The organism is Mycolicibacterium palauense (assembly GCF_002592005.1).
Taxonomy (GTDB): Bacteria; Actinomycetota; Actinomycetes; order Mycobacteriales; family Mycobacteriaceae; genus Mycobacterium; species Mycobacterium palauense.
Window position 1 is genome coordinate 16,350 of the sequence record NZ_NVQF01000054.1, and the last position, 25,463, is coordinate 41,812.

20 protein-coding genes, 1 tRNA gene and 1 pseudogene are annotated in these 25,463 nt (G+C 66.9%); 16 read left to right on the forward strand and 6 right to left on the reverse strand.

All coding sequences use genetic code 11. From position 1 onward, the window contains the following. Positions 1 to 42: 42 nt before the first annotated feature. From CSR00_RS19525 to CSR00_RS19560, 8 genes and pseudogenes are all read left to right on the forward strand, one after another. The gene (locus CSR00_RS19525) at positions 43 to 1,065 is read left to right on the forward strand and encodes a YlbL family protein (RefSeq protein WP_176562151.1); all 1,023 of its coding nucleotides are present in this window, start codon (positions 43 to 45) and stop codon (positions 1,063 to 1,065) included. 125 nt (positions 1,066 to 1,190) lie between these two features. Then, positions 1,191 to 4,208, forward strand: coding sequence for a UPF0182 family protein (locus CSR00_RS19530; RefSeq protein WP_099024086.1), 3,018 nt, complete (start codon positions 1,191 to 1,193; stop codon positions 4,206 to 4,208). Between the two features lie 524 nt (positions 4,209 to 4,732). Continuing rightward, a tRNA-Met gene (locus tag CSR00_RS19535) sits at positions 4,733 to 4,806 on the forward strand. Between the two features lie 141 nt (positions 4,807 to 4,947). Continuing rightward, positions 4,948 to 6,390: a DUF3375 domain-containing protein gene (locus CSR00_RS19540; protein WP_099024100.1), complete on the forward strand. Its 1,443-nt coding sequence runs from the start codon at positions 4,948 to 4,950 to the stop codon at positions 6,388 to 6,390. Continuing rightward, positions 6,387 to 6,791: a DUF4194 domain-containing protein gene (locus CSR00_RS19545; protein WP_407662480.1), complete on the forward strand. Its 405-nt coding sequence runs from the start codon at positions 6,387 to 6,389 to the stop codon at positions 6,789 to 6,791. The genes CSR00_RS19540 and CSR00_RS19545 overlap by 4 nt, the downstream gene beginning before the upstream one ends. A 166-nt stretch (positions 6,792 to 6,957) precedes the next feature. Then, positions 6,958 to 10,353, forward strand: coding sequence for an ATP-binding protein (locus CSR00_RS19550; RefSeq protein WP_099024101.1), 3,396 nt, complete (start codon positions 6,958 to 6,960; stop codon positions 10,351 to 10,353). Further along, positions 10,350 to 11,492, forward strand: a pseudogene (locus CSR00_RS19555) (Wadjet anti-phage system protein JetD domain-containing protein); the annotation flags it as partial. The gene CSR00_RS19550 and the pseudogene CSR00_RS19555, both read left to right, overlap by 4 nt. Positions 11,493 to 11,731: 239 nt before the next feature. Next, positions 11,732 to 12,358: a Fic family protein gene (locus tag CSR00_RS19560; RefSeq protein ID WP_099024087.1), complete on the forward strand. Its 627-nt coding sequence runs from the start codon at positions 11,732 to 11,734 to the stop codon at positions 12,356 to 12,358. Positions 12,359 to 12,781: 423 nt separating this feature from the next. Here CSR00_RS19560 and CSR00_RS19565 read toward each other — a convergent pair whose 3' ends face one another. Continuing rightward, positions 12,782 to 13,168: a hypothetical protein gene (locus CSR00_RS19565; protein ID WP_099024088.1), complete on the reverse strand. Its 387-nt coding sequence runs from the start codon at positions 13,166 to 13,168 to the stop codon at positions 12,782 to 12,784. A 139-nt stretch (positions 13,169 to 13,307) separates the two neighbouring features. Between CSR00_RS19565 and CSR00_RS19570 the strand changes: the two genes are divergently transcribed. The 4 genes from CSR00_RS19570 (at position 13,308) to CSR00_RS19585 (ending at position 16,723) form a co-directional block, all read left to right on the forward strand. Next, a complete protein-coding gene (locus CSR00_RS19570; protein WP_099024089.1) occupies positions 13,308 to 13,694 on the forward strand; it encodes a hypothetical protein in 387 nt (128 codons plus the stop codon). A gap of 13 nt (positions 13,695 to 13,707) precedes the next feature. Further along, positions 13,708 to 15,057: a phenylacetate--CoA ligase family protein gene (locus tag CSR00_RS19575; RefSeq protein WP_099024090.1), complete on the forward strand. Its 1,350-nt coding sequence runs from the start codon at positions 13,708 to 13,710 to the stop codon at positions 15,055 to 15,057. Between the two features lie 478 nt (positions 15,058 to 15,535). Next, positions 15,536 to 15,706, forward strand: a complete 171-nt coding sequence (locus CSR00_RS19580) for a (2Fe-2S)-binding protein (protein ID WP_099024091.1) — start codon at positions 15,536 to 15,538, stop codon at positions 15,704 to 15,706. 36 nt (positions 15,707 to 15,742) lie between these two features. Further along, complete coding sequence (locus CSR00_RS19585) at positions 15,743 to 16,723, forward strand: mechanosensitive ion channel family protein (RefSeq protein WP_099024092.1); 981 nt, start codon at positions 15,743 to 15,745, stop codon at positions 16,721 to 16,723. On the opposite strand, the gene CSR00_RS19590 is transcribed toward CSR00_RS19585, so the two are convergent. Further along, complete coding sequence (locus CSR00_RS19590; protein WP_099024093.1) at positions 16,720 to 17,298, reverse strand: TetR/AcrR family transcriptional regulator; 579 nt, start codon at positions 17,296 to 17,298, stop codon at positions 16,720 to 16,722. The genes CSR00_RS19585 and CSR00_RS19590 overlap by 4 nt on opposite strands. 201 nt (positions 17,299 to 17,499) lie before the next feature. Here CSR00_RS19590 and CSR00_RS19595 point away from each other — a divergent pair, with 201 nt between their 5' ends. Both CSR00_RS19595 and solA read left to right on the forward strand, forming a co-directional pair. Continuing rightward, the gene (locus tag CSR00_RS19595) at positions 17,500 to 18,618 is read left to right on the forward strand and encodes an ornithine cyclodeaminase family protein (protein ID WP_281259738.1); all 1,119 of its coding nucleotides are present in this window, start codon (positions 17,500 to 17,502) and stop codon (positions 18,616 to 18,618) included. After that, a complete protein-coding gene (gene solA / locus CSR00_RS19600; RefSeq protein WP_099024103.1) occupies positions 18,615 to 19,757 on the forward strand; it encodes an N-methyl-L-tryptophan oxidase in 1,143 nt (380 codons plus the stop codon). Before CSR00_RS19595 ends, solA begins: the two co-directional genes overlap by 4 nt. A 9-nt stretch (positions 19,758 to 19,766) precedes the next feature. On the opposite strand, the gene CSR00_RS19605 is transcribed toward solA, so the two are convergent. Further along, on the reverse strand, positions 19,767 to 20,636 hold the full coding sequence (locus tag CSR00_RS19605; RefSeq protein WP_099024094.1) for an NYN domain-containing protein: 870 nt from the start codon (positions 20,634 to 20,636) through the stop codon (positions 19,767 to 19,769). A 535-nt stretch (positions 20,637 to 21,171) separates the two neighbouring features. Between CSR00_RS19605 and CSR00_RS19610 the strand changes: the two genes are divergently transcribed. Then, the gene (locus tag CSR00_RS19610) at positions 21,172 to 21,522 is read left to right on the forward strand and encodes a histone-like nucleoid-structuring protein Lsr2 (protein ID WP_099024095.1); all 351 of its coding nucleotides are present in this window, start codon (positions 21,172 to 21,174) and stop codon (positions 21,520 to 21,522) included. A 6-nt stretch (positions 21,523 to 21,528) separates the two neighbouring features. Here the strand turns inward: CSR00_RS19610 and nagA are convergent, their stop codons facing one another. Genes nagA through CSR00_RS19625 form a run of 3 tightly spaced genes read right to left on the reverse strand, consistent with a single transcriptional unit; the run spans position 21,529 to position 23,990 of the window. Next, positions 21,529 to 22,713 (reverse strand): N-acetylglucosamine-6-phosphate deacetylase, encoded by a 1,185-nt coding sequence (gene nagA / locus CSR00_RS19615; RefSeq protein WP_099024096.1) that lies wholly within the window; start codon positions 22,711 to 22,713, stop codon positions 21,529 to 21,531. A gap of 11 nt (positions 22,714 to 22,724) precedes the next feature. Further along, a complete protein-coding gene (gene nagB / locus CSR00_RS19620) occupies positions 22,725 to 23,510 on the reverse strand; it encodes a glucosamine-6-phosphate deaminase (protein ID WP_099024097.1) in 786 nt (261 codons plus the stop codon). 9 nt (positions 23,511 to 23,519) lie between these two features. Next, positions 23,520 to 23,990 carry a PTS sugar transporter subunit IIA gene (locus CSR00_RS19625; RefSeq protein WP_099024104.1) on the reverse strand — a complete coding sequence of 157 codons (471 nt, stop codon included), beginning with the start codon at positions 23,988 to 23,990 and terminating at the stop codon, positions 23,520 to 23,522. A 161-nt stretch (positions 23,991 to 24,151) separates the two neighbouring features. On the opposite strand from CSR00_RS19625, the gene CSR00_RS19630 reads away from it, so the two are divergent. Further along, on the forward strand, positions 24,152 to 25,463 hold a 1,312-nt coding region (locus CSR00_RS19630; protein WP_099024105.1), incomplete at its 3' end, for a PTS transporter subunit EIIC.

Sequence of the window (25,463 nt, forward strand, 5' to 3'; positions counted from 1 at the left end):
TGGCCGGGGGGCCGCCGGATTCGTTGGCTTACTCTTGGCGGCGTGAACAGGCGGATTATGACGCTGCTGGTGGCGTTCGTGCCGATCCTCGCCTTCGGTGTGCTGCTGGCGGCGGTGACCGTGCCGTTCGTCTCGCTGGGGCCGGGCCCCACCTTCAACACGCTCGGCGAGTACGACGGCAAGCAGGTCGTCGACATCGAGGGCATCGACACCAAGCCGACCTCCGGGCACCTCAACATGACGACGGTCTCCCAGCGTGACGGCCTGACCCTGGGTCAGGCGCTGACCCTGTGGCTCTCCGGGCGCGAGCAGCTGCTTCCGCGGGACCTGGTCTACCCGCCGGACAAGTCGCGCGAGGACGTCGAGAAGGAGAACAGCGCCGATTTCCAGCAGTCCGAGGACAACGCCGAATTCGCGGCGCTGAACTACCTCAAGTACGCCCCGGCGGTGAGCGTGGAGAAGGTCAACGACCCCGGGCCGGCCGCCGGCAAGCTGCGGCGCGGCGACGCCATCGACGCCGTCAACGGCACCCCGGTCGCCGATGTCGACCAGTTCACCTCGTTGCTGAAGAACACCAAGCCCGGCCAGCAGGTCGTCCTGGACTATCGCCGCAAGAACGCCGCGCCGGGGACCGCGACGGTCACGCTGGGCTCCAACGAGGACCGCGATTTCGGCTACCTGGGCATCGCGGTGCGCGACGCGCCGTGGGCCCCGTTCACCATCGACTTCAACCTGGCCAACGTGGGCGGGCCGTCGGCGGGGCTGATGTTCAGCCTGGCCGTGGTCGACAAACTCACCAGCGGCGACCTCAACGACGCCAAGTTCGTCGCCGGCACCGGCACGATCTCCGGCGACGGCCAGGTCGGCTCCATCGGCGGCATCACGCACAAGATGCTGGCCGCCGAGGAGGCCGGTGCCACCGTCTTCCTGGTGCCCGTCGACAACTGCGACGAGGCCCTGTCGGGTCCCCACGAGGACATGGAGCTGGTGAAGGTCGACACCCTCACCGGCGCGGTCGATGCCCTCAACACCATTTCAGCCGGCGGCGAACCTCCGCGCTGCTGAACAGGCTGCCGAAACGGGCTGCTGAACGGCAGGCCACGATCCGCCGGTGACCGGTTGCGTACAGTTGTGACGGTCACAGCAGATCGCCAGACTTGAATCAACCGGCCAGACCAGGGAGTCGACACGTGGGTATGCGGCCCGCCGCGAGGATGCCGAAGCTGACTCGGCGTAGCCGAATTCTGATCGCGATCGCCTTGGCGGTCATCGTCCTGCTGCTGTTCGGCCCACGCCTGATCGACCGGTACGTCGACTGGCTGTGGTTCGGGGAGCTGGGCTACCGGTCGGTGTTCACCACCGTGCTGGTCACCAAGGTGATCGTCTTCCTGGTCGCGGGCCTGCTGGTCGGCGTCGTCGTGTTCGCCGGGCTGGCGCTGGCCTACCGCACCCGGCCGGTGTTCGTCCCGGCCAGCGGCCCCAACGACCCGGTGGCCCGCTACCGCACCACCGTGCTCGCGCGGCTCAAGCTGTTCGCCATCGGGATTCCCGCCCTGGTCGGGGTGATCGCGGGTCTGGTGGCGCAGACCTACTGGGAGCGCGTCCAGCTGTTCATGCACGGCGGCGATTTCGGGGTCACCGATCCGCAGTTCGGCATCGACCTGGGCTTCTACGCCTTCGACCTGCCCTTCTACCGGCTCGTGTTGTCGTACCTGATGGTGGCGTTGTTCCTGGCGCTGCTGGGCAACCTCGTCGCGCACTACATCTTCGGCGGGATCCGGCTGGCCGGGCGCAGCGGCGCGCTGTCCAAGGCGGCGCGCATCCAGCTGGTCACGCTGGTGGGTGTGCTGGTGCTGCTCAAGGCCGCCGCCTACTGGCTGGACCGCTACGAGCTGCTCAGCCACACCCGCGGCGGCAAGCCGTTCACCGGCGCCGGCTACACCGACATCAACGCGGTGCTGCCGGCCAAGCTGATCCTGCTGGCCATCGCCGTGATCTGCGCGGTGGCGGTGTTCTCCGCGCTGGTCCTCAAGGATCTGCGGATCCCGGCGATCGGCCTGGTGCTGCTGCTGCTGAGCTCGCTGATCGTCGGCGCCGGCTGGCCGCTGGTGGTCGAGCAGATCAGCGTCAAGCCCAACGCCGCGCAGAAGGAAAGCGAGTACATCGCCCGCAGCATCGCCGCGACCAGACAGGCCTACGGGCTCACCGACACGACCGTGAGCTACCGCGACTACAGCGGCGACGCCCCCACCTCGGCGCAGCAGATCGCCTCGGACCGGGCCACCATCTCCAACATCCGGGTGCTCGACCCGACCATCGTCAGCCCGGCCTTCACCCAGTTCCAGCAGGGCAAGAACTTCTACAGCTTCCCCGAGCAGCTCAACATCGACCGCTACTCCGACGGCGGTGGTGACCTGCGTGACTACGTGGTGGCCGCCCGCGAGCTCAACCCCGACCGGCTGATCGACAACCAGCGAGACTGGATCAACCGCCACACCGTGTACACCCACGGCAACGGGTTCATCGCCTCCCCGGCCAACACCGTGCGCGGTATCGCCAACGACCCCAACCAGAACGGCGGCTATCCGGAGTTCCTGGCCAGCGTGGTGGGGGCCAACGGTTCGGTGGTCTCGCCCGGACCCGCGCCGCTGTACCAGCCGCGGATCTACTTCGGCCCGATCATCGCCTCGGCCTCCGACGACTACGCGATCGTGGGGCCCGACGGTGGTGACCGCGAGTACGACTACGAGACCAACACCGAAACCAAGAACTACACGTACACCGGCAGCGGTGGCGTGCGGGTCGGCAACTGGCTGGCGCGCTCGGTGTTCGCGGCCAAGTACGCCGAACGCAACTTCTTGTTCTCCAACGTGATCGGGCCCAACAGCAAGATCCTGTTCAACCGTGACCCCGCCGAGCGGGTGCAGGCGGTGGCGCCGTGGCTGACCACCGACACCAGCGTCTACCCGGCCATCGTCAACAAGCGAATGGTGTGGATCGTCGACGGCTACACCACGCTGGACAACTACCCGTACTCGGAGCTGACCTCGCTGTCCAGCGCCACCGCCGACTCCAACGAGGTCGCGGTCAACCGGCTGCTGCCCGACAAGCAGGTGTCCTACATCCGCAACTCGGTCAAGGCCACCGTGGACGCCTACGACGGCACGGTGACGCTGTATGCCCAGGACGAGTCCGACCCGGTGCTACAGGCCTGGATGAAGATCTTCCCCGGCACCGTCAAACCCAAGAGCGACATCTCCCCGGAGCTGCAGCAGCACCTGCGCTACCCGGAGGATCTGTTCAAGGTGCAGCGCGCGCTGCTGGCCAAGTACCACGTCGACGACCCGGTGACGTTCTTCTCCACGTCGGACTTCTGGGACGTCCCCCTGGATCCCAACCCGACGGCCAGCAGCTACCAGCCGCCGTACTACATCGTCGCCAAGAACATCGGGCTGGACAACAAGTCGGCGTCGTTCCAGCTGACCAGTGCGATGAACCGCTTCCGTCGTGACTTCCTGGCCGCCTACATCAGCGCCAGCTCGGATCCCGACACCTACGGCAAGATCACCGTGCTGACCATTCCGGGGCAGGTCAACGGCCCCAAACTGGCGTTCAACGCGATCAGCACCGACACCGCGGTCAGCCAGGACCTCGGCGTCATCGGCCGCGACAACCAGAACCGGATCCGCTGGGGCAACCTGCTGACGCTGCCGGTCGGGCAGGGCGGACTGCTCTATGTGGCACCGGTCTACGCCTCGCCGGGCACCAGCGACGCCGCGTCGAGCTATCCACGGTTGATCCGCGTGGCGATGATGTACGGGGACAAGGTCGGTTACGGCCCGACGGTGCGCGACGCGCTCGACGAGATCTTCGGTGCCGGTGCGGGTGCCACGGCGACCGGTCCGGCGCCCACGGGCTCCGGACCCTCGGATGGGGAGCCCGCCGCCCGGGCGGCGTCCCCGTCCTCACCGCAGCCGCAGGCACCGCCGTCGCCACAGCAGGCGAGCCCGGAGGTGCCCACGGCCGTGCCCACGCCGTCGCCGACCGGAGCGGTGCAGCTGTCCGGCCCCAAGGCCGCGGCCCTGCAGGAGGTGCAGTCCGCGCTCGACGGTGTCCGTGAGGCCCAGCAGAACGGCAATTTCGCCGACTACGGCCAGGCCCTGCAGCGCCTCGACGACGCGATGAACAAGTACCGCGACGCCAAGTAGCCCGCCGCGTCCCAGCGGCGTGCGGTGTTGGCCGTCGTGCTGCTGGCCCGCGGGGCAGGTGGTCGTTACCGATCGGCTGATCGATGCCGTCTGGGGCGACGACGGGCCGGCAGCGCGACGGCGGGCCTGCGGGCCTATATCTCCAACCTGCGCAAGGTGTTACGGCCGGCCGACGGTGTGGTCTCGGCCATCGTGCGCCAACTCCCCGGCTGCTCCCTAGAGGGCGTCTCCCCGGAGAGGCTGGGCCTGCCCCTGTGGGGAGGGCCTACACCGGCCACGCCAGCCGCTCACGGGCCCCATGGAACACCGGCAACTGCGCCCGCTCGTCGGACCCGTAGCGGCCCCGTGCCGCTACGGCGAGGACACCTGTGCGTCCGGCGGCCCTGACCGAGCGGTAGGACCCTGCGGGCGTGCTGTGGTTGGGGTAGCGGCGCGGTGTCCCATCGAGCCCGGAGGCGCAGAAAACCCCGCTGAGCACGCGATTTGGAGCGTGCGCGACCGTTCGGTAACGTTGTGTTCACCGACGCGGGGTGGAGCAGCTCGGTAGCTCGCTGGGCTCATAACCCAGAGGTCGCAGGTTCGAATCCTGTCCCCGCTACTACGACATTCAGGCTCGGATTCCCATCGGATCCGGGCCTGAATGCATTCTTTGGCAGCAGCGTGCGGACGTCGATCGATGAAGAGGGGGACTCCGGCGAGTGGCGCCGAATCTGTCGGTTGGATTCTCTACGCTTTCCTGGTGGACTACGCGACGATCGACGCGCTGCGGGAGCGGCACCCCGCTTGGCGACTGCTGCGCGCCGGTAACTCCACGCTGATCCTCTCCTTCCTCGGCGAGTTCTTCGTGGAGGGCAACCGAGGCGCGTGTTCGGCAAGCGAGGTCGGGGCGGCATTGGACGACCACCTGTACGCGCTGAACGCCGAACTCCCGATCGAGAACGGACGCGAACGGTTCCCTAAGGACGCTCGGTCCTATTTGGAGGACTGGGCGGCCACCGACGCCGCGTACCTGCGACGATTGTACCCGCCCGGCGACGATGAGGTCCACTACGAGGTGACACCGGCGTTCGAGAAAGCCTACGCGTGGGTCACATCCCTCAAGGGCCGGTCCTTCGTCGGGACCGAGTCCAGGTTGCACACCGTGGTCGAGCTGCTGCGACAGATCGTGCACGGCACCGAGGTCCAACCCGACATCCGGCTGGCCGAGCTGCGTCGGCGCCGCGACGAACTGGACGCCGAGATCGCGGCCGTCGAAACCGGCGTGGTTCAGGTGCTGGACACGACCGGAGTCCGCGACCGCTACCAACAGCTCGCCACGACTGCGCGGGAGCTGTTGTCGGATTTTCGCGAGGTCGAAGAGAACTTCCGCTTCTTGGACCGAGCCGCGCGGGAGAAAATCGCGGCGTGGGACGGGTCAAAGGGCGAACTGCTCGCCGAACTTGTCGGAAGTCGCTCCGAGATCGCAGGCTCAGACCAGGGCCGCAGCTTCCAGGCGTTCTACGACTTCCTTCTTTCTGAGTCGCGCCAGGCCGAACTCGCTGACCTCCTGGCCAAGGTTTCTACCCTTGCGGTCATCGAAGCCGATGATCGGATCCGCGGCATTCACCACGACTGGTCGGAGGCTGCCGATCGCGCGCAGCGCACCGTAAGGCAGATATCTGAACAGCTGCGCCGTTTTCTCGACGACCAGGTCTGGCTGGAGAATCGGCGCGTCCTCAACCTGGTTCGGGAGGTGGAGAGTGTTGCTCTCGAACTTCGCGACAGCCCCCCGGCCTTCGGGCTCGAGGTCGACCAGCCGGGCATCGAGATCGCGCTTCCGTTCGAACGCCCGCTCTACCAGCCGCCCGCAGAGGTCGCGGTCGAGAGTCACGTACCAGAGGCTACCGAGAAGGTCGACACCGACCTGCTCTTCACGCAGACCTTCATCGACCAAACACGTTTGATCGAGACCATCCGCGATGTACTGCCTGAGAGCTCTTCAGCCCTGCTGTCCGACGTCGTCGCGGTACATCCCATCGAGCAGGGCGCCGCAGAGATCGTCGGATATCTCGCACTCAACGACGAGGACGTGACGGTCGATATGGACGACGCCGAGGAGACGCTCCTGGAATACTCCGACCCCGCCGATCCGGACTGGACCAAGCGCGCGAGGCTGCCGAAAGTGACGGTTCGGCGACGGTGAGCAACGAGCATGAGGTCGCCAGCACCATCATCCGGCTGATGCAAGGTGTCGTCTACCGAGATTCGGACGAGGCCGGCTGGCTCACGCTGGAACGTTTGGGCGCCGGGGTGCGAGACCATTTCGCCACCAACGGTGTGGACGTAGTGGTCGATGACGCCGAGGGCTACGCCTATCTTCGGTCCCGTCCATCCGAAGACGGCGAAGAGGCGCTCCCGCGCCTGGTGCGCAGGCGGGCACTGACGTACAACGTCAGTCTACTGCTGGTGTTGCTGCGCAAGCGGCTCGTCGACTTCGAGACCACCGGCGGTGAGGGCCGACTGGTTCTCACCACCGACCAGATCGTTGAGATGCTGCGGCTCTTCCAGGCCGAATCGACCAACGACGCTCGAGTGGTGGACTAGGCGGAGACGACGATCAACAAGGCTAGAGAACTCGGCTTTCTCCGGCCGTTACGCGGTCAGAACGACCATTGGGAGGTACGGCGCATCCTGAAGGCCTACGTCGACGCCCAGACCCTGTCGGACTTTGCGGCGAAGCTGAGGGAGTATGCCGGAGTGGTGGCCAGTGATGAGTGAAACACCTTCGTCCCCAGTCGGACTCGGAGCCCGACGAGCTGGCTATCGGCTGCAGTACGCCGAGGTGTTGAACTGGGGCACGTTTGACACCCAGGTCTGGCGATTCACTCCCGCCTCCGACACTGCGCTGCTCACCGGTGACATCGGCTCCGGGAAGTCGACGATCGTCGACGCGCTCACCACCTTGTTGGTGCCGTCCCATAAAGCCGCCTACAACAAGGCCGCCGGCGCCGAGGCCAGAGAACGCACCTTGCGCTCCTACGTTGAAGGCCATTACAAGTCGGAGCGAAACGAGGCCACCGGGAAATCCCGCGCCAAGGGCCTGCGCGAGAACCGGCGAACGTATTCGGTGATCCTTGGAGTCTTCACCAACCACGGCTACGACGAGACGGTCACGCTGGCTCAGGTCTTCCAGCAGCGTGAGAACACAGGACAGCCCTACCGGTTCTTCGTCACCGCAACAAAGCAGCTGTCGATCGTGACGGATTTCGCTGACTTCGGCTCCGATCTGCGTGATCTGCGCAAGAGGCTGCGGGCCGCCGGAGCAGACGTCTTCGACGAATTCCCGAAGTATGGAACGTCGTTGCGTCGTCTACTCGGCATTCGATCGGAGCAGGCACTCGAGCTGTTCCACCAGACCGTCTCGATGAAGTCGGTCGGCAACCTCAACGACTTCGTGCGTGACCATATGCTCGAACCCAGCGATTCCACCGACCGCGTGCGCGACATCATCGCCCACTTCGAGGACCTCACGAAGGCACACGATGCCGTCAAGCGTGCGCGGGAGCAGCTCGAAGCCCTTGAGTCCGTCCTACAGACCGCGGCGCGCTACGACGACGCCCTCGCGGAGCGCGACGCCCGAGAGCGCGAGCGATCCGCAGTCCGGCTCTTCGTCGCCGAGCTTCGGTCGAATCTGCTCGCCGGCGAGATCTCCGCGCTGGAAACCGAGGGCGCGGCCCTTTGGCGGGAGCAGGACACCGCCAAAGCCAGACAGCAGACGCTGACGCTGACGCGCGAATCGCTTATCGAGGAGCGTGCGAGAGCGGGCGGCGATCGCATCGGCGAGCTGGAACGCCTCGCCCGCGAGGCGCGGAATCAGGCCGCAACACGCGGTCGTACAAGGGCTTTGTTCGACGCCGCCGTTATTGGGGCGGGACTGGAGGCGGTCGCCAGTAGCACGGAGTTCGCGGCACTGTCCGCTCTGGTGGCCACCGAACGCCCCCGGCTCGCGGACGAAAAGCGCGCGCTCGACGCGACCAATGCCGACGCGATCGGACGCGAGAAAGACCTCCAACGCAAGTGTGATCACATCACCGACGAACTCGTGAGCCTGCAACAACGCACCAGCAATCTGCCCGTCGAACAGGTCGAGGTGCGCGCCGAGCTGTGCGCGACCCTCGGGCTGACGGAGGAGGATCTTCCCTATGCGGGTGAGCTTCTCGACGTCTTCGACGAACGCGCCGAGTGGCGGGGTTCCGCGGAACGCGTGTTGCGCGGCTTCGCCCTCTCGCTTTTGGTGCCGCAACAGCACTACGACGCCGTCACCGGATGGGTGAATGGTCGACGGCTGACGTTCCACGGCCGCGGCGGCAAGGTGACCGGAGCCAAGCTGGTCTACGAAAGGGTCCCCCGACAACGGGTTCGCCTGCAGCCGCCGGAGCATGACGGGCTGCTGCTCGCCGACTGTATCGAGGTCAAGGACGGGTCATTTCGTGAATACCTCGTCAACGAACTCACAAAGCGCGCCGACTTCCGTTGTGCCAGAAGCCTTGAGGAGTTCCGCAACCAACGTCGGGCCGTCACCCGTGAGGGCCAGGTGCGCTCCGGTGAGCGTCACGAGAAGGACGACCGGCATCGCGTCGACGACCCTCGTCGTTGGGTGCTCGGTTGGGCCAATGAGCGAAAGATCGCCGCGCTGAGCGCCGAGCTCGCCGAGCTGGACGCCGAGCGCGGGGCGGCCGCATCTGAGCTGGAGGGGCTGAGTAAGCAGCGGGACGCGTTGCAGAAAAGGCTGGAAGCACTCATTCGGATTGAAGGATTCCGATCCTGGAGCGACCTCGACGTCGACGAGGCCGAGGCGCGCGCGAACCAACATGACGCCGAACGGATTCGGTTGGAGGCGGGCTCATCGCGTTTGGAGGAGATCGCCCGGGCGCTTGAGGACAATGCCAAACAAGCTGAGGTCGTGGCGAATTCGATCGAGGGGCTCACCGGCAGGCTCGCTACCACGGCCAAGGCGGCCGAGCAAGCAAAGCAGGGCAAGACGCGCGACGACGATCTTGTCGCAGCGCAGCCGGAGGCGCAGCTGGCAGCCGCCCGCGAGTCGTACGCAAACCTCGATGTACGCCTCGGGGAGAACCGCCCGACGCGGGCAGCGGACTGCGCCGAGACCGAGAACGCCCTCTCCGCGGATCTCCATCAACGTATCGACCGGCTCAACAAAGAACTTGGCGGCTATGCCCAGAGCTTGATCCAGTCAATGCTCAAGGTCTTGGTGCGGTGGCCGCAGCTTCGCGCGGATATGGACGCCAGTGTCGAGGCCCGCCAAGAGTTCCTGGCGTTCCGGGACCGGATTGCCACCGACGATCTCCCGCGTTTCGAACGCGAGTTCAAAGAACAGCTCAACAAGAACGCCATCCAGGAGCTGGCCGGGTTTAACAACTGGCTGGGCCGGCAGGCGTCGGTCATCGACGACCGCATCGACCGCATCAACGACGCACTCGGCGCGGTTCCCTACAACCCCGGTCATTTCATCAAACTGGAGAAGGAACCCACCACCAACCAGGACGTTGCCCAGTTCCGCGCGGACTTACGGAACCTGACCAACGACACCCTTGCGGTCGATGGCGACCAGTACTCCGAGCAGCGTTTCCTGGACGTCAAGCGGATCATTGAGCGCTTCCGTGGTCGCGACGGTTACGCTGAATCGGACAAGAACTGGACACGACGGGTTACCGACGTGCGCAACTGGTTCGTCTTCTCCGCCTCCGAGCGCGACGTCGAGACCGGCCTCGAGCGGGAGCATTACAGCGACTCCGACGGCAAGTCCGGCGGCCAGAAGGAGAAGCTCGCCTATACGATTCTGGCTGCATCGCTTGCCTACCAGTTCGGGCTCGAGTGGGGTGCCGAGCAATCACGCGACTTCCGATTCGCGGTGATCGACGAAGCGTTTGGGCGCGGCTCGGATGTCTCGACCCGTTACGCGCTGGATCTCTTCGCGACGCTTGGACTGCAACTCCTCATCGTCACGCCATTACAGAAGGTCCACGTCATCGAGCCGTATGTGAAGGCGATCGGATTCGTCGACAATCCAACCGGTATTTACTCGCGCCTGCAGACGATGACGATCGAGGAGTACCGGACGAGGCGTGATGGACCGCGACCGTGAGTGCCGGATGGACCACACCAGACGACATCGCGGCCAAGGTCAGACGCCGGTGGGACGATGGATCGTTGTTGCGCGCGTACGCCAACGGCAACGCCTTTGATCCGATCGAAGTGCCGCTTCATGGCCCAAAGCCGTCGGAGATCGGTGACGACGTCGCCGCTGCCCGCGACTGGGTGGCGGCTCTGGACGCCGGTCGTCGTGACGACGGCCGATACTGCCTGCAGTGGCGATCGATCGGCGGCAGGCAGATCGGCCGCAACCGGTTGCCCATCCGCGCAGTTGTGTCTTCAAGCGAGCAGACCTGGGCGCTGCTGGGTGTGACGCCTTTGGTCCGTCGTTTCGACGAACTGCTCGCTCTCGCACATCAACATCCGCCGGTTCGAAAGTGGGTCGTCGACAATCCGCATCGCGCGCTCGCACTGGCGCCCGAGGTGGCGCAGCTGATCGCCGCCTACGTGTGGCTCGATAGTCACCGGCAATCGGATCGGTACCTGCGCGAGATCAGTGCACCCGGCGTCGACACCAAGTTCGCCGAGAGACACCGACCGGTGCTGGCGGCGATGCTGGGCGTTTCATCGACAGCCCAGGGATTCCTCGCCGACCTAGGTCTGCGATCGAAGCCTGGGTTGGTCCGGCTGCGGCCGGCGCCCTCGCTGGGCCTTCCGGCAGCGCTGACGGAGCTGGCGGTACGCTCCGAGGAACTGGCACAGCTCCGCGTTGAGCCACGAGTGGCGATAATCATCGAGAACGAGATCAGCTATCTGAGCAGCGACGTGCCCGCGGACGGTGTCGTGATCTGGGGGAAGGGCTTCGAAGTCGACCATGTCGGACGCCTGCAATGGCTCGCCGACGCCGACGTCCAATACTGGGGAGACATCGATACCCACGGATTCGCCATCCTCGACCGACTGCGGGCTTGGCTGCCGCGGACGCGTTCAGTCCTGATGGACCGTGAGACGCTGCTGGCCCATCGTGACCGCTGGGTGAGCGAAGACCGTCCGGCCACGTCGACCCTCACCCGATTGACCGCCGACGAACACGACCTCTATGTCGATCTGGTCGAAGGCCGGTTGGGCGAACGAGTACGTCTTGAACAGGAGGTAGTTGACTGGCTCTGGGTGGAGGAACGGCTATCGGTGGTTATTCCTGGGACAGAGGATGCCCGTGTGAACCGCAGTAAGATAGTGCTTCACGCTGAGAGCGAGAGGGAGGTGCTGGCTGTGGACCGTCGTCGTATCCCTGCGAAAGATGCTGTGAAACGGGCCGCTGTCCGATCGACAAAGGCCTCGGCAAAGCTTGAGAATCGTATAGTTCCTGCTGGCTTCGTTCGATCCCCCTCGGTGGAGCGCTTCCTCGCTGCCCGTCAACTGCGTCCCTGATGTCCCTGACGCCGGAGTATGGCGAAACGCCGCTTCCTGATGACGAATTGGCGGCTCTTCTGCCTAATGCGGCGCAGACCCTGGGTGCACCGGTGACTAGGGCTGCGGTTTACGACTTGGAGCAGGCCATCCAGGAGCAGGTGGCTGAGGAGCTTCTCACCGCGGCTCTGGAGGGCTCGCTACAGCCGAGTGAACTGTTGACCGACTACTTCCTCAAAGACCTGCACGCCTGCCTGTACCGAGACATCTGGACATGGGCGGGCAAATGGCGAACGCACGATGTCAACATCGGGGTTGCATACGAGCAGATTGCTGTCGACCTCCGCAACTCGTTGGGCACGGTCCTCTACAGATGGGAGAACACTGACGACTGGACGCCGCATGAACTGGGTATTGTGGCCCATGCCGAGACGGTCCGGATCCACCCGTTCGTCGACGGAAACGGCCGTACCACGAGGCTTCTCGCAGACCTACTGTTCGCTGCCGCGCAAGATTCCGATCCGGTGCTCCAATATGACTGGAATGTCGACAAGGCGAGGTATATCAGCCTGCTTCGTCGCTATGACATAGATCGGGACGTCAGCCAGCTCGCCGAATTCCTCGAGGCCAGACCGTTCGACGAGTGAACTATTAGCTGCGACCTCGGCGGCGCACTGTCACGCCGGCAGCCTTCAAGACCTTCAACACTGTCGTTCGACCGATAGCGAACGTCTCCGCTACTTGTCGACTGGTCTGCCCGGATTCGTACGCTTCGACGACGGCGGACCGTAGCGCGGCAGTGATCCGGCGCCGTTGCCGAGGCGGCGATACGAACGCATGCGAGTGTTCAGCCTCAGAAACATCATCTTGCACACCAGTCAACAATGTGTTCGGACTGAACCGTCCCAGGGCTACTAAGTGGGAACGGCCCTCGGAGGAGACTCCGGGGGCCGTTTTCATTGTGTTGCGGGCGCGTTCCGCGGACGGGCTTTGCCCAAACCGAAAATACCGTCATCGACCTCGCGGGTGGGGCACTGCAAGCCTTCATCGATGCGACGGGAGTGCGGTGATCAGCCCGACAATCCGGATTCGATGCGTTGAGCGGCCGCTTCGCCTTTCGCGGCGAGGTTGAGCCACGCATACCAGGGCCAGATGGTGTCCTCGGCGAAGTGGTCGACGTAAACCCGGCGAATACGGTCGATCGACTCGTCCAACGGGAATCGCCATGGAGCGAATCGATCATCGGGCCCATTGAGGTCTCCCAGTTCGGCAAGGCCCCCGTCGACGAGCGATCGAATGAGCTCGATGACGCGCCGTTGGATCATCGAGGTGGATTCGTGCCGGATGTTCCTCGGCAGTGTGGTATTCAGCCGCTGTAGTGGGACCCAGTCGATCAGACCGCGCAGGAGTACCTCGTCACGGGCTGACATCGCCTTGTCGGTGTCGGGCTGGTCCACGGGTCCGACTTAGAGGTGTCTCCTATGGCCGAGCCGGGTCGAGGGGCGACCAACGACTGGAGAACGATGACCATCGGCCCTGACAACGTGCCGGCACGAGGTCCACGATCGTTGTCGTGCCAGGGGACGGAGGGCGGTCATGACCGCGATAGAGGTGGTGGCGCTTGCCGGTGCGGTCATCGTGCCGGTCAAGGTCGGGTGGATCCTGTGGAGAGGGCAGAAGTCCTGGTTCGAGAACGTCACCAAGAGATACTGGCGGAACTCCACGGTCACCACCGTGCTCTCGCTGCTCGCCGCCGGCGGTCTGCTCGCAATCCTCCTGCAGGAGTTGACGATCGTCGAGATCTGGGCAGCCACTCTGTTCGCCATGGCCCTGGTGTCCCTCGCACTGGCCCCGTTCTCGGAGTACATGCTCAAGGTCGAAAGATCGTGGTTCTCGGACACCAACGTGATCAGGACCGGCTGGGTACCGGGACTGGTCTGGACGGGTTTGATCGTGTGGGTGCTCTGTGCTCTTTTCACGTAGCCCCGGGTTGGACATGTGGCGGGCTCGCTGGGCCGATGCGCCGGCGATCCGGGTGCGTCAGGAGCGGCGCCTGGCCGACCTGATCGGCTACGCCAGGGCGCACTCCCGCTTCTACGGGCGTCTCTACTCGGACCTGCCGGTCGAACCCGGAGCGTTCTCGGCGTACCCGCCGGTGACCAAGCCGATGCTGATGGAGCGGTTCGACGACGTCGTCACCGATACCGCGGTCACCCGGGCCGGCGTCGAGGCGTTTCTGGCCGACCCCGGCAACATCGGCCGGCGGTTCCTCGGCCGGTACCCGGTGTGGACGACGTCGGGCACCACCGGCGAACCGGGGGTGTTCGTCCAGGATGACCTGTCGCTCAAGCTCGTGCACACGCTTCCCGACCGATGGACCACCCCCGCGGTGCTGAATGCGGCGATGCTCGGTCGGCTCATCCGGAACAACCTGCGCGGCGCAGAGATCGCCGTGTCGGGAGGCCACTTCGCCGGCGCCTCCGGTATCGCGCTCGTGCAGCGGGAATCCCGCTTCTACCGCAACCGAATCCGGCTGTTCTCGCCCAGCAGTCCCATCGGGGACCTCGTCGCAGAACTCAACGACTATCAGCCCGCATCCCTCATCGGATACTCCACCGTGTTGCTCGAATTGGCCCGCGCGCAGCGGCAGGGCCGGCTGGCGATCAGCCCTGCCATGATCGTTCCCACCGCGGAGCCGATCTCCGCCGCCGAGAAGACGCAGCTGCGCGAGATCTTCGGCTGCGTGGTGCGCGAGATGTACGGCGCCACCGAGGCCGTGACGCTGGCCGTCGAGTGCGGTTCGGAGAGCCTGCACGTGAACTCCGACTGGTTCCTGCTGGAGCCCGTCGACGAGGACCACCGCCCGGTACCGCCAGGCCAACCCTCGGACACCGTCCTGTTGACCAACCTCGGCAACCGGATTCAGCCTTTGATCCGCTATGACCTCGGCGACACCATCACCCTGCACGACGAGGTGTGCCCGTGCGGCAGCGCATTCCCCGTCATGACCGTGCAGGGCCGACAGGGCGACGTCCTCCGGTTCGCCACCGACGCCGGGGGTGAGGCGACGATCTTTCCGCTCGCGCTGACCACCCTGGTCGAGGGGGTCCCCGGGGTCGTCCGCTGCCAGCTGATCCGCACCGACCCGTCCGTGCTGCGGGTCCGGTTCGACGCGGAGCCAGACCGGCCCACGGCTCAGGTGTGGGACCGCATCGAGAGTGCGTTGCGGGAGTTCCTACATACCCAGCACATCCACGGTGTGCGGATCGCTCCCGCGGACGAACCGCCCCAACGCAATCCCCGCAGCGGCAAGTTCAGCCACGTGTGGTCGGACCCGGGTCTCTAGCCCGGATCGGCTCGGGAGAAGTCCTGTCGGTCCGCGCGGCAATCCTCAGGCCGGTTCCTCCGGTTGCAGGATCTCGACCCGTCGGTCGGTCAGCAGGGGCGGCGGCCAGCACTGCGTGGCCTCCAGTACTGATTCGGTTCACGCGGTCGATCCGCTCGCCTGTGTACGCGTGTGCCAGGCAGTGGCAGCGGCTATCAGCCCCCACCGGAGGCGATGGTCCCGGTCGCCTGACCTTCGAAGTTGGGCTGGTCGTCCCGGCTCAGTCGGTCTGACGCGTCAACTCGACAAGGCGTTGAGCATTCGGCGTCGGGGCGGCACCGTGGGGTGAGTACAGCGGCAGGTCCCAGTCGCCGGGCCCTGGGAGGGCGAGCCCCGACGCGTCCTTCCTCCAATGCCGACGATGTGGATGGTCATCGGCTCGCTATGCCCTGGGCGCCCTGTTCTGGGGCGGTGAGGCCGAAGCCCTGCAGCCCGTGCGATGTGTCTGTGCTCCGGGGCGACCAGCCAGGTCGTCGAGGAACTCGTCGCCGCCGGAGCCTCCAGTACGAAGGACATCGGGCAGGCGTGCGGCGCGGGGATGGACTGCGGTCGGTGCCGGCGCACGGTTCGCGCCTGCATCGCCGCGGCCAGGGCCGAGGGCGCCGGGTAGCCGGGCGAATTTGCGGGTACACGTACCGTCGGACTCATGGACGTACACAACCTGGCTTTCGAATGGACCGACACCAACCAGCACTGGCTCGTGGAGGTGCCCATCCGCCTCGTGGCCTATGTGGTCGTCGTCCTGATCGCCCGGTACGTGCTGCACCGGATGATCGACCGGGCCACCATCGGCAGAGCGGCCAAGGAGGCTTCCGGGGAGGAGAAGGAGGCTTCCGGGGAGAAGCAGGCCCGCGCCAAGAGGCCGGTGCTGCTGCGGTATCTGCGTGACCGGGTGCCGGCGACTGCCAGTGGTGAGCAGGTCAACGAGCGGCGCCAGCAGCGCGCACAGACCATCGGTTCGGTGCTGAAGTCCACGGTGTCGATCGTGCTGCTGGTCTGGCTGGTGCTGGCCGCCCTCAACGTGCTCGGGGTGAACATCGCGCCGTTCATCGCCTCGGCCGGGGTGGTCGGGCTCGCCATCGGTTTCGGCGCCCAGAACCTGGTGCGTGACTTCGTCACCGGTGTGTTCATGCTGTTGGAGGACCAGTACGGTGTCGGCGACATCGTCGACCTGGGTGAGGCGATCGGCGAGGTGCAGAGCGTCGGGCTGCGCATCACCACGGTCCGTGACATCGACGGCACCCTCTGGTACGTCCGCAACGGTGAGATCGTGCGTGTCGGCAACATGAGCCAGGAGTACGCCGTGGCCCGCATCGAGGTGCCGGTGGCGCTGACCGCCGACGTCGAGAAGGCCGAGCGGGTCGCCGTCGACGCGGCCGAGGAGGCCATCGCCGACCCGTCGTTGGCCGGCAAGGTGCTCGGCGAACCGGAGATGCTCGGAGTCCAGGAACTCTCACCGGATCTGCTCACGCTGCGGATGACGCTGAAGACCCGCCCCAACGCGCAGTGGTCGGTGCAGCGCCGGCTGCGCCGCGAGATCCTGCGCGCCTATGACGAGAACGGCATCGCCCTGCCCTACCCGCACGGCCGGATACACGCGGTGGTCGGGGCGCGCACCGCCGATTAGCCGCGCCGCAGCTGCACCAGGATCTCGCGCAGCCGGTCCAGTTGCGCGTCGAGGTTCCTCAGCTCCGCGCCGCCCAGTGCGACCGCCCGGAACACCAGCCCGTCGAGGGCCGAGAACACGATGTCGACGGTGTGCAGGTCATCGGGCAGGCCCAGGCGTCGCAACGCCTCGCCGGTGGCCGCGCGGTAGTTCTCGTAGTAGCGGTCGACGTGCGGGCGCAGTTCGGGGCGGCGCCGCGATTCGAGCACCAGCTCGTACTGGAACACCTGCTCGTCGAGCGTCGCGCGGACCGAGTCGCCCAGGGTGGCGACGAAGTCCTCGATCCGATCGCCCGCGGGGACCAGCGTCGACCCGGCGAGGCTGACCGCCACGCAGTACTCCAGCGCGGCCTCGAGCAGCTCGTCGAGGTTGGCGAAGTGATGCTGAACGGTGCCGTGGGTGACGCCGGCCTCGGTCGCGACCGCCCGGTAGGTGAGCCGGCGCACCCCCCGGTCGGCGACGACGCGGATGGTGGCCGCGATCAGCGCATCGCGGCCCTGGCCGTAACCCGGCCGGCCCTCGCGGTCCGAGTGCACCTGGGCTGCCCCCTTCCCGGTCCCGGCGGACGTGGCCCGAGCTAGACGTGGTCCGAGTTAACGGAAACACAACCTCCGTGACGCCGCCCGGAACATTACAAACATAATGTTGCAACATTACAGACGTAACGTTCGGTCGTGTTCGAAACCCTTGCCACCACCGCCGCCGCCGCGCCGCCCGAGGCGCAGGCCGGACCGGCCATCGACTTCCGCTACCTCTCGGAGCCGGACATGATCGCCGCCGGCGTCACCGACATGACGGCATGCGTCGACGCCATGGCGGAGACCTTCGTGCTCCTGCACCGTGGCGACTACCGCATGGCCGGCCCGAACGGCGATTCGCACGGCGCCATGGTCGATTTCCCGGACGAATCCCCGTTTCCGGCCATGCCGCGCAACGCCGCCGATCGGCGGTTCATGGCCATGCCCGCCTATCTGGGTGGACGTTTCGGCACCACCGGCGCCAAGTGGTACGGGTCCAACCTGGCCAACCGGGACAGGGGGCTGCCGCGCTCGATACTGATGTTCATGCTCAACGACACCGAGACCGGCGCCCCGCTGGCACTGATGTCGGCCAATCTGCTCTCGGCCTACCGCACCGGTGCCGTCCCGGGGGTGGGCGCCCGCCACCTGGCGCGCCCGGACTCCCGGGTGGCCGGCATCGTCGGGCCGGGAGTGATGGGCCGTACCTCGCTGGCGGCGTTCGTCGCGACCTGCCCGGCGCTGGACACGGTGAAGGTCAAGGGCCGCGGCGCCGCGGGCCTGGCGGACTTCCGCGCGTGGGTGGCGACGCAGTTTCCGCGGCTGAGCGTGGTGACCGTCGACTCGGTCGAGGACGCGGTGCGCGGCAGCGACGTCGTCGCGTTCTGCACCAACTCCACCGGAGACGATCCCGCCGGCTATCCGACGGTGGTGCGTGACTGGGTCAAGCCCGGGGCGTTCCTGGCCATGCCCGCGGCGTGCAACATCGACGCGGCCATGCAGGCGCCGGACGTGCGCAAGGTCGTCGACAACACCGGGATGTACCAGCTGTGGGCCCAGGAATACGGGTATCCCTCACACGCTCGGGTGCCGCTGATCGGTAGCAAGTTCATCGACATGATCCACGAGGGCAGCATGAGCCCCGACGACCTGGTCGACCTCGGTGCCGTCGTCGCCGGTGACGCCGTGGGCCGTCGTCGCGACGACGAGATCGTCATCCTGTCCGTCGGCGGGATGCCGGTCGAGGACGTGGCGTGGGCCACCGTGGTGTTCCGCAACGCGGTCACCCGCGGTATCGGGACGACACTGAATCTGTGGGAGAGGCCGGCGCTGGCATGAGCAATTCCGACTACCTGGACCGCGCCGACGTCGTCGTCGTCGGGTTGGGCTCGATGGGTTCGATGGCATTGTGGCAGTTGGCCAAACGCGGTGTGGACGTGCTGGGAATCGAGCAGTTCGGGCGCGTGCACACCCACGGCGCCTACGCGGGGGAGTCGCGGCTGTTTCGCGTCGCGGCCAAGGAGGGCCAGCTGTTCACGCCGGCGTTGTTGCGCTCGCGCGAGCTGTGGACGCAGCTCGGGGACGCCTACGGGCAGCACCCGCTGCTTGCGGTCGGGGCGCTGAGCCTGGGGCCGCAGGGCCATCCGGACCTGGAGTCCACGTTGCGCTCGATCCGGGAGTACGACCTGCCCCACGAGATCCTCGACGCCGCGGCGTTGCGCCGCCGCTACCCACAGTTCCACGTCGAGGACGACGACGTCGGCGTGCTGGACACCCTCGGCGGGGCGATGCGCCCCGAGACCGCGGTGGCCGCGGCCACCGACCAGGCCCTGGCCCACGGCGCGGCGGTCCGCTACGACACCACCGTCGTGGCGATCGAACCGACCGGCGACGGTGTGCGTGTCGTCACCTCGCAGGGGGCGGTCTGGGCGCGCCGGGTGGTGGTCAGCGCCGGTCCCTGGACCACCCGGCTGCTGCCGGAGCTTGCCGACGTGGTGAAGGTGGTCACCTACGCGCTGATCTGGTTCATCCCGCGTCACATCGAGATGTTCAGCCCCGAGGTCTTCCCGGGGTTCATGCGCGACCTGCACGGCGTGCACGCCTTCGGCATCCCGACCCTGGACGGGTACAGCATCAAGGCGACGCCGAACATCGATTTCCCGCTGGCCGCCGACCCGGACGACCGCGTCACCACGCTGAGCCCCGAACAGTTGAGGTGGGCGGGTCGGCAGATGCAGCGCATGCTGCCCGACCTGATCCCCGACGCCTCGCGCTGGTCGCTGCACGCCGAGTCCTTCACCCCGACCAAGATGCCGATCATCGACACCGTCGCCGACGGTGCAATCGTCGTTGCAACGGCGTTGAGCGGCAACGGATTCAAGTTCGCGCCGGTGTGGGGCGAGATGCTGGCCGACCTGGCCACCACAGGACAGGGCAAGTTTGCCGAGCACGCCTTCACCGTGGGCGCGCACCGCTGAGGCCGGTGTTCACTCGGTGTCGCGGAGCCGGACCATCCGGATGTCGGAGCTCTCGTCGAGTTCGACGAGTTCGGAGCGGGACCGCAGGAAGTCGCTGAAGGACTTGAATCCCAGGGACTTCTCGCTGAACGACGGGTCCATGCGCCGCATCTGAGCCTTGACCGCCGAGTTGTGCAGCCATTCGGCGTCGTCCTTCTCCAGGCCGATCCGCATGGCCCGGGTCAGCAGCCCCGTCGCGTCGGCCTGCGGGTCCGCCGGTTCGTCGTCGGACCCCGACCGCCGTTTGCGCGGCTTGGTGCCGCGGCCCTGGTCCTCGGCGGGCTGCAGCACGGGGACCCCGGGCAGTGCGTCGTAGATGACGAACTCGTCGCACGCGGAGGCCAGTGCGCGGCTCGACGCCCCGGCCACCCCGATGCCCACCACGTAGCGCCCCAGCCGCTTACACCGCTGGGCCAGCGCGATGTAGTCGGAGTCGCCGGCCACGATCACGACGTGGGTCAGATCGGGCAGCCGGAACATGTCCTCCACCGCGTCGACGGCGAGGCGGATGTCGGCGCCGTTCTTGCCGTAGGCGGCCGCGGGGAAGAGCTGGACCAGGTCGACCGCGCGCGCCACCAGTTGGTGGCGGTACCCGGCGTTGATGTCGTCGGACCAGTCGGCATAGGCGCGGGTGAGCACCAGCGTGCCGAACGAGGAGGCGAAGTCGATGATGGCGCCCACGTCGACGGTGGCCCGCTTGAGCCGCTCGGGGAACTCCTGCAGTCCCTTGGACTTGTCCCGCTGAAACGAATTGCGACCGTTGACCTGGTCATACCGGGAGATGACGATGTTGTCGAAGTCGAGATACACCGCGACACGGGGCGCACCGGGTTCAGTCATGCCTGCCAGTCTGGACCATTGCGGTGCGTCGAACCCCCGAAGTGGCGCGGTCTGCGGGTGCAGGCCGCTTTCCGACGCCACCGTGGAAGGCTTTGAATCTGCTTTGAATGTCTATTGCGGCGAATTTTCGCCCGCGGCGAAATCGATACCCGTCGGCGGTAGCCGTGCGGTTCGGGCGGCGTCCTTCCGTCCGGAACGTCGCAGGCCCGGCGGTCGGGGACATTTTCTCGGCATACTCCCGGTTCGCGCCCATTTCTTCCGGTTTCGGTCCGCCGACCGGTGCATCGGTGCGGTATCGCGGGTAGTCGAGCCGTGGTCTGCGTCGGGCAAAGCAAACATTAGACCTTCGCTAAACTTGCGCACCCGCGCACGGCCATGAACGCCCCAGTTAATTTAAGAGTGCCCTTACGTGCATCAAAGATGTTGGTGTGTAGTGTGTTTCACAACGCTTCGGGACTCAATGACAAGTTTTTTGGGAATGCCACTAAAAGCGCTAGTATATTCGCCATGGGGGAGCGTGGATGAGGAGTGACCTATGGCCGAGCGTATTGTGCGCCAGTTGATTGACGATCTCGACGGTACCGAGATCCCCGATGGCGGCGGGGAGCGTGTCGACTTCTCCCTGCGTGGAGTCGACTATCAAATCGACCTGTCGGAAGCGAATATCGCCAAGCTGGAAAAGAGCCTGAAACCGTATATCGATGCCGCCGCCAAACTGCGTAGCTCGAACGGCCGCCGGAGTAACGGCAACGGACACCACAACGGCAAGGCGTCCAAGGAACAGCTCGCGGCGATTCGCGAGTGGGCCCGCAAGCAGGGCTACGAGGTCTCCGACCGGGGTCGGGTGAAGACCAGCGTGCTGCGCGCGTTCGAAGACGCGCACTGACCGCCGCTAACCGCTGAAGCCGTCCGCCTCCCCGCGTGAGGGTTCCCCGCGTGATGGTTGGATGACCCACGCTCCCCGGTGCAGCACACCCGTGACCTCGAGGGCGGGATCCAGGACCACCAGGTTCGCGACCGCGCCGGGGACCAACCCGGCCTCCGGCAGCCCCAATGCGCGCGCGGGGTTGACGGTGGCCATGCGCACGGCCAGCCGTAGCGCGTCGTCACGATCCAGCCCGGACCGGGTGACGGCGAATCGGAAGACCCGGTCCATGGTCGCGGTGCTGCCCGCGATGGTGTCGCTGCCCGAAACGCGCGCGGTGCCGTCGCGGACGTCGACCGCCAACGACCCCAGCCGATAGCGCCCGTCGGGCATGCCGGCCGCGGCCATGGCGTCGGTGATCAGCGACACCCGGTCCGGCCCGGCGCTGCGGCGCACCTCCCGGTACAGCGCCGGATGTACGTGCACGCCGTCGGTGATCAACTCGACCGTCACCCGGGGATCCTCCAGCAGCGCGATGACCGGGCCGGGTTCGCGCTGATGAATCGGGCGCATCGCGTTGAACAGGTGTGTGCCGACGGTGGCGCCGGCGTTGATCGCCGCCTGGGTCCGTTCGTAGGTCGCCTCGGTGTGCCCCACGGCGACCACCGCCCCCGCCCCGGCGATGCGGCGCACCGCGTCGAGGCCGCCGGCGCGCTCCGGTGCCAGCGTCACCATCCGGATCGTGCCGCCGCCGGCGGCAAGCACACGCTGGAGCTCGGCGGGCTCGGGATCGCGCAGCACCGACGGGTCGTGGGCCCCGCAGCGGGTGGCCGCCAGCCACGGTCCCTCCAGGTGGATGCCGGCGATCACGTCGGCCTCGACCGCCGCGCGCAGCGCGCCGATCTGGGCCACCAGGTCCTCGGGCGCGGCCGAGACCAGCGAGGCCACCAGGGTCGTCGTGCCGTGGCGCAGGTGCAGTCGCGCCGAGTGGGCGATGTCGGGTTGCGCCGTCGTCGAGAAGTCGGTGCCGCCGCCGCCGTGGGTGTGCGTGTCGACGAAGCCGGGGACCACCGTGACGGCGCCCAGACGGTGATCGGCGGGGGCGGCCGGGGCCCCGGATCCGATGGCCCGGACGGTGCCCGCGGCGATGTCGATCCAGCCGGGCCGCAACAGGTCCCGGCCGGTCAGTACGGTGTCGGCGGTGATCAGCACGGTGGCCCGCCTCAGATCTCCTGCCAGGCCGGCTTCATGCGGTAGGTCTCCCGGTAGTAGTCGGCCAGCTGGAGTCGTTGCGCGGCGGCGCCGTCGACGAGCACCGTCACGTGCGGGTGGTGCTGCAGGATCGTGGCCGGCCACATCGCGCTGACCGAGCCCTCCACCAGATGGTGCACGGCCTCGGCCTTGCCCCGACCGGTGGCCACCAGCACGACGTGGCGGGCCCCCATGATCGTGCCCAGCCCCTGGGTCAGGCAGTGCGTGGGAACCGCGTCGGGATCGTCATCGAAGAAGCGGGCGTTGTCGAGGCGGGTCTGCTCGGTGAGCGTCTTGATGCGCGTCCGGGACGCCAGCGACGAGCCGGGCTCGTTGAACCCGATGTGCCCGTCGGTGCCGATGCCGAGAATCTGGAGGTCGATACCCCCGGCCTCGCGGATCGCGGCCTCGTAGCGCGCGCAGGCGGCCGGGATGTCGGTGGCCAGGCCGTCGGGGGCGGCGACGGCGTCGGGGGCGAAGTCGACCCGGGAGACGAACACCCGGTCGATCACGGTGCGGTAGCGCTCGGGGTGATCGGCGGGCAGCCCCACATACTCGTCGAGGGTGAACCCGCGCGCCCGGGCGAACGACACGTCGCCGGCCGCGCAGCGCGCCGCGAGCTCGTCGTAGATCGGAAGCGGGGACGAGCCGGTGGCCAGCCCCAGCACGCCGGCGGGCCGGCGGCGCAACAACGAACAGACGGCGTCGGCGGCGAGTCCACCGATCTCGGCGGAGTTGCGCAGAATCACGACCTCCACAGCCGGACCCTATCGCCCGGCGGTGAAAAGCGTTTCCTGCGCGGCGATGACGGCCCCGGCGGCCACCGCGTCGGCGGCGACCACGTTGGCGGGTTCGCGTTCGTCCATCACCACCACCGGCACGACGGGGTTGTAGCCGGCCGCTTCCACCGACGGCACGTCGTAGCTGATGACCGGTTGCCCCGCGCTGACCTGGTCGCCCTCGGCGACGTGGGTGCTGAAGCCGCGGCCGTTGAGCTGGACGGTGTCCAGGCCCAGGTGCACCAGAATGCCCACGTTGTCGGCCGTCATGACGACGAACGCGTGTGGAAGAAGTTTGAGCAGCTTGCCCGACACCGGGGCCACCGCCTCAATCACCTTGCGGGGTGGGTCGATTGCGGCGCCGTAGCCGACCATGCCCTGGGAGAAGACCGGGTCGGGGACATCCCGCAGTGCGACGGCGCGGCCCTGCACCGGCGCCAAGACGGTCGTGGGGCTCACGGTGACTCCTTCGTCCGACGGGTTCCGTCCAGGATAGGCGCGCGCGGTGACCGCCGGGGCGGGAAACCCGGTCACGCGGAGTGTCTGCTGGTCTAGGCTTCCGCTCAGATCGCCCCGGGGGGCAGATCTCGGCGGAACCGGCGGAAGAAGGGGTTCGATCGATGAGCGAAGCGGCGAAAACGCAAGACGCAGAGAAAAAGTCGGGCCTTCGCATCCCGGGCTTCGCGCAGCTTCAGCGGCTCGGCAAGAGCCTCATGCTGCCGATCGCGGTGCTACCGGCCGCGGGCATCCTGCTGCGGTTGGGCCAGGACGATCTGCTGGGCCGCATCGACGCGCCGGTCATCGGCCCGTTCTTCCAGGCTATGAGCGCCGCGGGCGGAGCACTGTTCACCAACCTGCCGTTGCTGTTCGCGGTCGGTGTGGCGATCGGATTCGCGCGCAAGGCCGACGGCTCGACGGCGCTGGCCGCCGTCGTCGGCTATCTGGTGATGTCGGCGGTCTTCACCACCATGTCGCCGATCGTGCTCGCCGGGGAACTCGACAAGGCCGGCGAGCAGGCGCAGATCAACTACAGCGTGTTCGGCGGCATCGTCATCGGACTGCTCACCGCGTGGCTCTTCGACCGCTATCACACCATCCAATTGCCCTCCTATCTAGGCTTTTTCGGCGGCCGCCGGTTCGTGCCCATCGTGGTATCGCTGGCCAGCCTGGTGATCGCGTTCGCGATGAGCTACTTCTACCCGATCTTCGATGCCGGCCTGACCGGACTCGGCAGGTTCATCGGCGGCGCCGGCGCGCTGGGTGCCTTCGTGTACGGCTTCGCCAACCGGATGCTGATCCCGCTGGGCCTGCACCACATCGTGAACTCCTATGTGTGGTTCATCTATGGCGACTACACCACCCCGGGCGGCGAGGTGGTCACCGGCGAACTGACCCGGTTCGCCTCCGGCGACCCGACGGCCGGGCTGCTGACCTCCGGGTTCTACCCGATCCTGATGTTCGGCCTGCCCGCCGCGGCGCTGGCGATGATCCACGTCGCCGACAAGAAGCAGCGCCGCGTCGCGATCGGCATCCTGTCGGCGGCCGCGCTGACTGCGTTCCTGACCGGGGTGACCGAACCGCTGGAGTTCGCGTTCATGTTCGTCGCGTTCCCGCTCTACATCATCCATGCGCTGCTCACGGGGCTGTCGCTGGCGATCGCCTATCTGCTCGACATCCATCTCGGGTTCTCCTTCTCGGCCGGCCTCATCGATCTGCTGCTCTACGGCACCGCCCCGGCGGCCAAGAACATTCCGCTGCTGATCGTCATGGGCCTGGGGTTCTTCGTCGTCTACTACCTGCTGTTCCGGTTCGCGATCACCCGATGGAACATGCGGACGCCCGGACGTGAACCCGAGGAGGAGTTCGAGGCCGAGGAGGCGGCCAACCTCGGCGATGTGGCTGAATCGTCGGGGGCGTCGGGGGCGTCGGGGG

Bases quoted from the DNA above. Each gene is read 5' to 3' on its own strand.
- CSR00_RS19610 (WP_099024095.1), top strand. From the start codon at position 21,172: ATGGCCGAGCGTATTGTGCGCCAGTTGATTGACGATCTCGACGGTACC.
- CSR00_RS19575 (WP_099024090.1), top strand. From the start codon at position 13,708: ATGTGGCGGGCTCGCTGGGCCGATGCGCCGGCGATCCGGGTGCGTCAG.
- CSR00_RS19580 (WP_099024091.1), top strand. From the start codon at position 15,536: ATGTGTCTGTGCTCCGGGGCGACCAGCCAGGTCGTCGAGGAACTCGTC.
- CSR00_RS19560 (WP_099024087.1), top strand. From the start codon at position 11,732: ATGTCCCTGACGCCGGAGTATGGCGAAACGCCGCTTCCTGATGACGAA.
- CSR00_RS19585 (WP_099024092.1), top strand. From the start codon at position 15,743: ATGGACGTACACAACCTGGCTTTCGAATGGACCGACACCAACCAGCAC.
- CSR00_RS19550 (WP_099024101.1), top strand. From the start codon at position 6,958: ATGAGTGAAACACCTTCGTCCCCAGTCGGACTCGGAGCCCGACGAGCT.
- CSR00_RS19570 (WP_099024089.1), top strand. From the start codon at position 13,308: ATGACCGCGATAGAGGTGGTGGCGCTTGCCGGTGCGGTCATCGTGCCG.
- solA (WP_099024103.1), top strand. From the start codon at position 18,615: ATGAGCAATTCCGACTACCTGGACCGCGCCGACGTCGTCGTCGTCGGG.
- CSR00_RS19605 (WP_099024094.1), bottom strand. From the start codon at position 20,636: ATGACTGAACCCGGTGCGCCCCGTGTCGCGGTGTATCTCGACTTCGAC.